Here is a 329-nt window from a genome sequence, read left to right as displayed (position 1 = left end):
AGGTCGCCGGTGTGAAACCAGCCGCCTTCGAACGCTTCTGCGGTGGCGGTCGGGTTCTTCAGATAGCCCTTCATCACCGTGTTGCCGCGCATGAAAATCTCGCCGATGGTCTGGCCGTCGCGTGGCGTGGGTTCCAGGGTTTTCGGGTCGGCGACCATCACGCCTTCCAGCGTCGGGTAGCGCACGCCCTGACGGGATTTGACCTGGGCGCGCTCATCGAGCGGCAGTTCATCCCACTCGGCATGCCAGGCACAAATCGTGACCGGGCCGTAGGTCTCGGTCAGGCCGTAGACGTGCGTGACCTTGATGCCCATCTCTTCCACGGCGCC

1 protein-coding gene is annotated in these 329 nt (G+C 64.1%); it reads right to left on the bottom strand.

What is annotated here, in order from left to right; genetic code table 11:
- Nucleotides 1-329 (bottom strand): AMP-binding protein (locus K0F75_RS25435; RefSeq protein ID WP_219064707.1); only part of this gene is annotated, 329 nt, incomplete at both ends.

This window comes from Pseudomonas sp. UMAB-08 (assembly GCF_900095225.1).
Classification (GTDB): Bacteria; Pseudomonadota; Gammaproteobacteria; order Pseudomonadales; family Pseudomonadaceae; genus Aquipseudomonas.
The sequence above is the reverse complement of the archived record's forward strand: the minus strand, read 5'-3'. Positions and strand labels throughout refer to the sequence as shown.